Source organism: Thalassospira sp. HJ (genome assembly GCF_000948415.1).
Classification (GTDB): Bacteria; Pseudomonadota; Alphaproteobacteria; order Rhodospirillales; family Thalassospiraceae; genus Thalassospira.
Genome location: NZ_JYII01000014.1, coordinates 23,466 through 32,523, shown reverse-complemented (window position 1 = coordinate 32,523; position 9,058 = coordinate 23,466). Strand labels below are relative to the sequence as shown.

7 protein-coding genes and 1 pseudogene are annotated in these 9,058 nt (G+C 55.1%); 3 read left to right on the top strand and 5 right to left on the bottom strand.

The window, feature by feature from the left end; all coding sequences use genetic code 11:
- Positions 1-208 (top strand): annotated as a pseudogene (locus tag UF64_RS20560) (IS110 family transposase); the annotation flags it as partial.
- A 36-nt stretch (positions 209-244) separates the two neighbouring features.
- On the opposite strand, the gene UF64_RS13015 reads toward UF64_RS20560, so the two are convergent.
- The 4 genes from UF64_RS13015 to UF64_RS13000 form a co-directional block, all read right to left on the bottom strand.
- Positions 245-1,405, bottom strand: a complete 1,161-nt coding sequence (locus UF64_RS13015) for an ABC transporter permease (RefSeq protein ID WP_044829052.1) — start codon at positions 1,403-1,405, stop codon at positions 245-247.
- Positions 1,402-2,322, bottom strand: coding sequence for an ABC transporter permease (locus UF64_RS13010; protein WP_044829051.1), 921 nt, complete (start codon positions 2,320-2,322; stop codon positions 1,402-1,404). The genes UF64_RS13015 and UF64_RS13010 overlap by 4 nt, the downstream gene beginning before the upstream one ends.
- Positions 2,323-2,336: 14 nt before the next feature.
- Positions 2,337-3,434 (bottom strand): ABC transporter ATP-binding protein, encoded by a 1,098-nt coding sequence (locus UF64_RS13005; protein WP_044829050.1) that lies wholly within the window; start codon positions 3,432-3,434, stop codon positions 2,337-2,339.
- A 144-nt stretch (positions 3,435-3,578) separates the two neighbouring features.
- A complete protein-coding gene (locus UF64_RS13000) occupies positions 3,579-4,721 on the bottom strand; it encodes an extracellular solute-binding protein (protein ID WP_044829049.1) in 1,143 nt (380 codons plus the stop codon).
- 235 nt (positions 4,722-4,956) lie between these two features.
- Here UF64_RS13000 and UF64_RS12995 point away from each other — a divergent pair, with 235 nt between their 5' ends.
- Complete coding sequence (locus UF64_RS12995; protein WP_044829048.1) at positions 4,957-6,471, top strand: PLP-dependent aminotransferase family protein; 1,515 nt, start codon at positions 4,957-4,959, stop codon at positions 6,469-6,471.
- Positions 6,472-6,801: 330 nt separating this feature from the next.
- Here UF64_RS12995 and UF64_RS12990 read toward each other — a convergent pair whose 3' ends face one another.
- The gene (locus tag UF64_RS12990; RefSeq protein ID WP_044829047.1) at positions 6,802-8,121 is read right to left on the bottom strand and encodes an aminotransferase class III-fold pyridoxal phosphate-dependent enzyme; all 1,320 of its coding nucleotides are present in this window, start codon (positions 8,119-8,121) and stop codon (positions 6,802-6,804) included.
- Positions 8,122-8,315: 194 nt separating this feature from the next.
- Between UF64_RS12990 and UF64_RS12985 the strand changes: the two genes are divergently transcribed.
- Positions 8,316-9,050 carry a TSUP family transporter gene (locus tag UF64_RS12985; RefSeq protein WP_044829046.1) on the top strand — a complete coding sequence of 245 codons (735 nt, stop codon included), beginning with the start codon at positions 8,316-8,318 and terminating at the stop codon, positions 9,048-9,050.
- Positions 9,051-9,058 lie beyond the last annotated feature (8 nt).

Genomic DNA, 9,058 nt, shown 5'->3' with positions numbered 1-9,058 from the left:
TGGCGGCGGACGTTTGGAAGTGCGCAATGCTCTTTACTATGCTGCATTACCGGCAATACGCTTCGATCCTCTGCTACGCGACTTCTACAAACGCCTGACTGAAAACGGAAAACCCGGCAAGGTTGCTGTGATTGCTGTCGTCAGAAAAATGGTCACCATCCTCAATGCGAGAATGCGTGACCATTATGCTTTAATACTTGACGGCTAATACCGCTGCTTTTTGTTTTCGTCCCATTTGGTCGGATTACTGACCATCCGAGGCACTGGTTCCAAGATTCTCCGGTGAGAAGATACTATTGCCAAACGGGCTTGGTGCCGAAGCACCCCCTTTATCCCCGCCCAGCGGGCCAAGGTTTGGCATGGTCGGTGCCGGAACGGTTTGTTGCGGCGTGTTGAGCGACTGTTCTTCCATCAGTTTCTGCTGAAGCGCACGTTTGTCTTCAAGGATCTGCGCGGTGCAGGCACTTGAATCGTGGTTCTGAATGAAGACAACAGCAGCCAATGCCAGAAGACCCAAAATCACCGCCACTGTACCCGGATGGGTTGCGATCTTAAGAACCGGGCGGTCGGCAATCACATGGGCCCAGCCCTTGGTGTTATAGCGATTGCGGCACTCATAAATGATCGCCCCGATCAGGGTGATGGCGATAATGATCACCGCGACGGCCGAGATCGACGGATCAAGACCATAACGCACCTTCGATGACAGAACGGTGGTAAAGGTGCTGCTTGAAACAATCGTGAACACAGTGGTGTTGTAGTTTTCAAGCGATGCCAAGAACGCCAGAACCGTGGCCGAACCGATTGCCGGCGCCATGAAGGGCAGAAGCACCTTAACGAACGCCTGTGTCGGTGTGGCACCCATATCAAGGGCCGCTTCGGTCAGTGTGGTGTCAAAGCGCTGAATACGCGACAGGAACACCAGCATCGAGTATGCGGCAATAAAGGTCACCTGACCAAAGATCGTCAGGAATGTGCCATCGTAGAAGAAGCTCTCATACGGTGCGTTGAACAGGGTGCCGATCCGGTCCCAGAAGATCAGGGTCGAAAGACCGATGACAACGCCCGGTACCAGAATGGGCGCAATAAAGATCGTATAAAGGGCTGCACGCAGTTTCGGACCGACCTGCGACAGGGTGATTGCGGCGGCCAATCCGATCGGGATGGCAACACAGACAACCCCAACCCCGATCAAAAGCGAATTGCCCAGACCTGCAAGAAGCTTGTCATCAGTGGCAAGTTTGCCAAACCAGTCGGTGGTGAAGCACTCCCAAGGTGAGACGCGCGGGAAGCTTGATGAGTTAAACGCGGTGATCACCATGATGATCAGCGGTCCGAACAGATAGGCAAAGAACAGGGTCAGATACAAACCCGGGATCATTGCAGTCGGGGATTTCATCTTCATTGTTTGATCTCCCCGATCGATACCTTGAACAGGCGCATCACCAACAAGACAAGTGCGATACAGACAATCAGAAGGACCATCGCGTAGGCCGAGCCACGCGGCCAGTTGCCGCCCGAGTTAAACCATTGATAGACCAGCTGCGTGAACCAAAGGTTCGACGGGCCACCCAGAATTTGTGGTGCAGCAAGTGCACCTGATGTCAGCATGAAGACCATTGTCATGCCTGATGCAATGCCCGGCTTGGCGTAGGGAATGACAACCTTGGCATGGACCTGCCACCAGTTGGCGCCCATGTCACGCGCTGCTTCGATCTGGTTGCGATCAAGGCTTTCAATCGCGTTATAAAGCGGGAAGATCATCAAAAGGATATAGGCGTATGCCAAGCCGGCATAGAGCGCGACATCTTCGCGGATGAAGTCAATCGGCGTATCCCAAAGTCCCAGTCCCATGCCGGTTTCATTGATGACACCCGTTGCGCCAAACAGAATACGAAACGCAAAGGCCCGCAGAATTTCATTGATCCAGTAAGGGACGATCAGGGCCAGAACCAGCAAGCGCGCCTTTGCCCCGGCAGATGATTTCGCCAGAACAAATGCCACCGGGTAACAGATGATCAAATCAAAAACGGTGACAAACACAGCCGCGAAAAGTGTCTTAAACAGGATGCCGATATCAAGGGTATTGATCCCGTCCGAAGCACCGCTGCCCTGGAAGAAGTATCGATATTGCTCAAGGGTATAAACGTCTTCGGGGCCACCGATTTTGGCGGGTGGAAGGTTAAAGCGGAACGAATAATCCAGCATGGTCAGCTGCGGCAGGATGATCAAAAGGAACACCCAGATGCTGACGGCAAGCATCAGATATATCGACACTGCCATGCCATTGCGTCGAACAAGATCGTAAAAAAGATCACGCATGATATTGGCCCCCGTTACGCACTGGCCAATTCGCCCGGTTTGAGCGCAATGCCCATTTCCGGTGCGAAATCGAGTTTGACCGGGGCATTGGCATCAATCGCGTTGGTGCCATCATTGATCAGCGAAAGCTTCAGATCCTTGCCATTCGCATTCATCACGATGTGGCGCATATTGCCTTCGAACTCTTCGGTGACGAAGTTGCTTTCGAACTGGTTGATCGAACTTTCATCCTTCGATATCCGAAGCGCTTCCGGGCGGACAAACAGATGACAGTCATCACCGGGGGCGAGGGCCGGGCCACCAGCCGGGTGGCTTTCGACTGTGAATGGCGTGCCGAGGCCTGCATCAATCTGCATCTTCTGCCCGTCATTGGAAAGAACCGTGCCCTCAAGCACGTTGTTTTCCCCGACAAAGGACGCGACGAAGCTTGTGGTCGGGTGATCATAGATCGCCTTGCCATCGCCGATCTGTTCGATTTTGCCCTTGTTCATCACGGCAATGCGGTCTGACATGGTCAGCGCCTCACCCTGATCGTGGGTGATATAGATAAAGGTCAGACCGACCTGCTTTTGAATGGCGCGCAGTTCAGTTCGCATATGCTGACGCAGCTTAAGATCAAGTGCTGAAAGCGGCTCGTCCAGCAGCAGGATATCGGGTTCAACCGCAAGCGCGCGCGCAATGGCAACACGTTGTTTCTGGCCGCCGGAAAGTTCGCTGACTTTCTTGTCGCCTTGGCCGGGCAGAGCAATCAGTTCAAGCAGCTCATCTGCGCGCTTGCGCCGCGTTTTCTTGTCGACACCGCGTACTTCGAGCGGGAAGGCAATGTTATCAGCAATCGAGCGCAGCGGGAAAAGGGCCAGGTTCTGGAAAATAAGGGCGGTGGGGCGTTTGTTCGGGCCAACGCCACGCATGTCCTCGCCACCGATTTTGACCTTGCCACGGGTTGGTTCCTGAAAACCGGAAATACAGCGCAAAAGCGTTGTCTTGCCACAGCCCGATGGGCCGAGGAATGAAAAGAACTCGCCACCTGCGATGTTCAGATTAGCCTTGTGGACAGCGGTGAATTCACCGAACTCCACCCAGACATGCTCAAGCGAAATTTCTTTGGTCATGGAACTGACAACCCCTGAAAACGGCAAAGCCCTGTTCGCCCCGGAATGCGGGCGACAACGGAATTATTGTTGTTTGAATTGAATAGGGTGAAGAACCCAAAAAGGGCGACACGTACAAAGACGTGCCGCCCCCGGAAATCGAAATCAGGCGCTTTCGAAGCGGTTTACATATTCGGTACGCATGTCGGCATACCACTGCGGTTCCGACGGCCACGGGTTGAGCTTGGCCAGCGCATCGCCCGGATAGGCATCGGCAAAGTTCTTGGCATAGGCTTCGCCAGCGAACTTGTCCGCACCCAGAACAGGAGAGTTGTAACCGTGATGGTCAATCGCCTCACCAGCCAGTTCAGGCATGAAGGCGTATTTGATGAACTCATAGACGGCATCGATGTTCTCTGCACCGGTCGGCAGGGCAAGACCATCAACCCAGGCCAGAGCACCTTCTTTCGGTGCACGATACATGACCGGTTCACCAGCGGTTTTAAGGGCAAGCGGCGGGCCATCCCAAGTCTGACCTACAATGACGCCTTCGTTCAGAAGACCGTTCTTCTGGGTATCGGCATCGTTCCAGATCAGTTTGATGTTGCCTTTACGCGCGATACACCATTCGGTGATCTTCTCCCAAACCGGGCGCATTTCTTCTTCGGAGGTGTAGGCTTTCCAGACCGAGCCCGGCGCTAGTTCGCCAATGGTTTCCATGTAAAGACCGGCACCCAGCATCATGGAATGCGCGCGGCCCATGGTTTTGCCAGCATTGGCTTCGGACCAGACATCGCCATAGGACGGGAACATGCCGTCCGGCTGGAACAGGTCGGTACGCCATGCCATGCCTTCGGTACCCCAGATGTGCGGCAGCCAATAGGTGGTGCCAGCCTCAAACGCCCAATCGGTGCTGCCGATTTTGGCCATTGCCGGGTTCACGGCATCAATGGCGACTTTGGACATGTCGAACGGCTGAAGCAGTTCGAGTGCCTTCCACTGAAGTGCACGGTTGTTGGTCGGAGACACAATATCAAAGCCGCGACCCTTGGAGGCCTTCATCTTGTTGATGATTTCCTCGTTCGAACCGATGCCGGTGTAGTTGACCGTGATGCCCGTTGCATCGGTAAACGATTTGAGGAAGGTTTCCGGCAGGTAGTCGGACCACATCAAAATGTTGATCTCACCCGAAGATGCGAGTGCTTTTTTGCTGATGATCGCTGGCATTGCCAATGCAGAGCCGGCGGCAAGCGAGCCCTTAAGAAGTGTGCGCCGGTTAAATTTGGGGCCGGAATTGAACTTGGTCATCCGTATGTCTCCTGATAGCCGGGATTTTCCCTTATGTGCGGCGCACCATGCGCCTCCCTGGTGAACATCACTTCCCTGAACCGACCGCATTCTGATCGCGGTTCTTGTTCCTGCTTTATCGCATTGACAAAATGGTATATCTGCCGGTTACTCTAGTAATAGAGCCACAAGGTAAAAACTATGGTGCCAGATCAACTAATCTGCTGCGGCGCCAAAAATAAAAGGGGGGCACCCGATGCTCGACATTCGGCTTGAGGACCCGGCAGTCTCCGGTCAAACCCTGCAGCAACAGCTGCATCAGGGCCTTGTCGATGCGATTCTCGAAGGTCGCTTACCGTCGCACGAACCCCTGCCATCAACGCGTGATCTGGCATCCGCGCTCAAGGTGTCGCGCAACACGGTTGTTCTTGTTTATCAACGGCTTTTGGATGATGGCTATCTGACCGCGGTCTGGCGGCGCGGGCATTTCGTCAATGAACAATATATCCGCCAGCAACTGCGCCTGAGTGTGGATACACGCACGGCCTCGTTGTTTTCCAAGGAACGCGATCCTGATTTGTGGCGACGGCATTTGCAGTTCCGCCCGACAGAGGCGCGTAATATCGTCAAGCCGGCTAATTGGCGGGACTTTCCCTATCCGTTCATTTACGGGCAGGTGGCACCAGACAAAACCACCATTTCGCGCTGGCGCGATTCCATGCGACTTGCCGGATCGCTTGCCCATTCGCAAAGCTGGGTCGGTGATCAGGTTGATATGGATGATCCCCAACTGCTTGAGCAGATCATTACCCGCATTTTGCCCCATCGGGGCTTGCGGGCACATCCCGACCAGTTGCTGATTACCATCGGGGCGCAGAACGCCCTGTTTCTCGTTGGGCAGCTGATCGCGGGACGGGGGCGCACAGTCGGAATGGAAGACCCGGGTTATGTAGACGCGCGTAATATCTTTGCCTCAACGGGGGCTGATATCTGCCCGCTTCCGATTGATAGCGAGGGTCTTGCCAATTCACCCCGGCTTTCGGAATGCGATATGGTCTATACCACGCCATCGCATCAATGCCCGACCAGTGTCACCATGTCGCTGGATCGCCGCCTGCAGCTGGTTGAACGGGCGCGCAAGGATGACTTCATTCTGGTCGAGGACGATTACGAGCACGAGCTGAACTACCTTGGTCATCAGCGTGCAGCGCTCAAGAGTTACGATAACTCAGGCCATATCATTTATATCGGCAGCCTGACCAAGCTGATGTTCCCGGGCTTGCGGATTGGCTACATCCTGGCCGACAGCGAACTGATCAAGGAATTGCGCGCTCTTCGTCGCCTGAACTATCGCCATCCATCGGCACAGGATCAGCGCGCCATGGCGCTGTTCATCGGCGAAGGCCATCTCGACTCACATCTGCGCCGAACGCGTGATCGCCTATCTGAAAAATGGCAATTGATGCAAAACGAAATTGCCAAGCAATTGCCTGAACTCAATGTCACCCCGACCACGGGCGGATCGGCGGTTTGGGTCAAACTGCCCGAAAACATCGATGCCTGGGCCGTTCATCGCGAAGCCGCCAAGCGCGGTGTTTTGGTCGAGCCGGGGGATGTGCATTATTGCGATCCGGATACCGCGCCGCGTGATCGCCTCAGACTGGGCTTTGCCGTAATCGAACGCGATCAGATCGCGCCGGGCATTACCCAGTTGCGCGATGCCATTATGGCGGTGATGGCCGAAAACAGGAAAGGGACCGCCGCACAGTAATAAACTGAATGGCGATCCCCTGGGTCCAAACTCATACACATGATCGTCCCGGCCACCCGGATTTGTGCGGACATGCGGAGCGAAATCGCAGCAAGATCTATATCTTTCAAGATTTTGTGACAAAATAGCCCGTGCAAATCCGTGTGATCCGAAGGACAACTGCTCTGAGAGAAAGCCTCTGCGTCAAATCCCTTGACCGGGGATCACCCTGCTCTGCGGGCTTTTCCTAGCTTTTTCTCTCATATCAGTTGCTGGGGCGGTCATGTGTATGAGTTTGGACCCTGCCCGATCCCACTCCCCCGAGATCGGCATCTGTCCCCTGCAGGCAGATTACATTGGTGAGCCCAGAACCTTCTGAAGGATGGCCACCATGTCGTCGATATCCTGTTCGGTGCTGACGAATGCCGGCGCGAAGATGATCGCATCCCCGGTCGCCTTGACATGCAGGCCCTCGTCAAACAGCGTGCGCTGTGCCCAGCTGCCTTTTGCACCCGGTGCATCACCCGGTGTCAACTGAATTCCCGACATCATGCCATAGCCGCGAAGGTCGCTGACATGGGGCAGGTTGCGCAGGCCAAACACACCATCAAGGAAGTGCGATGACAGATCATTGGCGCGTTCGAACAGTTTGTCCTTGGCATAGATATCAAGTGCGGCAATCCCGGCAGCACAGGCAACCGGATGTGCCGCATAGGTATAGCCGTGGAAGAATTCCGGGCGGTCCGCATCGCCGGCGGCTTCAAAGACAGCGCCCTGAAGTTCGGCACTGGTGGCAACCGCGCTCATGGGAATAGCGCCGTTGGTCAGTGCCTTGGCCATGGTGATCAGGTCCGGCTGGACTGCGAATGCCTGGGAGGCGAAAGCAGAACCTGTTCGGCCAAAACCGGTAATCACTTCATCAAATACCAGCAGGATGCCGTATTTGTCGCAAATCGCGCGAAGCTTCTCGAGATAGCCTTTCGGCGGCACGATGGTGCCAATCGAACCGGCAATCGGTTCGACAAAGACCGCAGCAATCGTATCACCGCCATAGGTCTTGCAGATTTCTTCCAGATCATTGGCAAGATCCGCATCGGTTTCCGGCTGGCCACGGGTGAATTTCTGTTCTTCGGTCCAGGTGTGGCGCATATGGACAACGTCACAGGTGATGCCGGAAAAATCACGACGGTTATTGACCATACCCGCAAGTGACGTCCCGCCAAGGTTCACACCATGATAACCCCAGGCACGTGACACGAACCGGGTGCGCTGGGCATTGCCGGTCGCCCGGTGATAGGCCAGACACATCTTCATTGCGGTATCAACCGCCTCGGATCCTGATCCGGCAAAGAATACCCGATCAAGACCATCGGGCAGGATACCAGCGAGCTTTTCGGCAAATTCGAACGAAACCGGGGCGGCGCGCTGGAAATGTGGCGAATAGTCCAGCGTGCTCAGCTGCTTGTAAACAGCATCGGCGATTTCCGGGCGACCATGGCCGGCCGCACAGCAGAACAGACCTGACGAACCATCGAGAATTTCACGGCCTTCCGGCGTCCAGTATTTGACACCTTCCGCCTTGGCAAACATCTGTGGTTCTTCGTGAAACAGACGGTTATTGGTAAATGGCATCCAATGGTTGGTCATGTTCGGCTTGACGGAAACGTTCATGCTGGCTCCTGTCTGCAACAGTGTGGGGCGGAATTCATGCTGCTAGCTAAACCCGTCGCCTGAGACAGCGTTAGTGCCAGAACTCGACAATATTTGGGTCCAGATCGCTATGTGGCTCCATTAAAAGGGGGATTGTGGCTCTATTGCCTGGGCAATCGGTGGCGTAATTCAGGTCTGTAACAACGAGGAATTCCATGGAACTGATCTTGTCTGGCATGGTTGTCGCGGTTGCTGCCCTGTTTCGTGGTGTCACCGGATTTGGCTTTGCGCTGCTGGCCGCCCTTGGTCTGTCGAGCTTGCTTTCCCCGGCAACGGCAACGCCGATCATTCTGATTATTGATATCGTCCTGACCGGTTTGATCCTGCGCGATTTTGACCGGGACAAGGTCGATTGGCGCGCCTGCACGATCCTTCTGAGCTTTGGGCTGTTCGGTGCGGTGCTTGGCCCCTATGTCGCCTTTGCACTTGATGATCAGACCATCCGCATTGCGACCAATCTTGCGATTGCGGCGGCCGCCCTTGTTGCCATGTTGCACCACCCGCCAAAATGGATGGGACATTTTGTCATCGGAGCACTTCTGGCCTGTTCGGTCGGTATCCTGATGTCGGGCTTTGCCGTCGGCGGACCGCTGGTTGCCGCCTGGCTTCTTGCCGGTGGCACGCAGGATGTCCGGGTGCGCAACACGCTTGCGATCTATTTCGGGTCGGTCGATCTGCTCGGTTTCATCACCCGTGCGCTTTCGGGCATGTTGCCGGATGATTTCATCGCCCTTGCCTTGCCATTGCTGGTGATCGCCATGATCGCCTATTTCCCGGGCGAGATGATCTATCGCCGGATGTCGGCAATGGTCTGGCGCCGGGTATGCGCCATCAGCCTCGTTATCATTGCCACTATCGGTTTCGTACAAACCATCGCGATCAGTCTGTAAGCTTTTCG

Coding starts and splice junctions, on each gene's coding strand:
- UF64_RS12985 (WP_044829046.1), top strand. CDS start 8,316: ATGGAACTGATCTTGTCTGGCATGGTTGTCGCGGTTGCTGCCCTGTTT.
- UF64_RS13015 (WP_044829052.1), bottom strand. CDS start 1,405: ATGAAGATGAAATCCCCGACTGCAATGATCCCGGGTTTGTATCTGACC.
- UF64_RS12995 (WP_044829048.1), top strand. CDS start 4,957: ATGCTCGACATTCGGCTTGAGGACCCGGCAGTCTCCGGTCAAACCCTG.
- UF64_RS13000 (WP_044829049.1), bottom strand. CDS start 4,721: ATGACCAAGTTCAATTCCGGCCCCAAATTTAACCGGCGCACACTTCTT.
- UF64_RS12990 (WP_044829047.1), bottom strand. CDS start 8,121: ATGAACGTTTCCGTCAAGCCGAACATGACCAACCATTGGATGCCATTT.
- UF64_RS13010 (WP_044829051.1), bottom strand. CDS start 2,322: ATGCGTGATCTTTTTTACGATCTTGTTCGACGCAATGGCATGGCAGTG.
- UF64_RS13005 (WP_044829050.1), bottom strand. CDS start 3,434: ATGACCAAAGAAATTTCGCTTGAGCATGTCTGGGTGGAGTTCGGTGAA.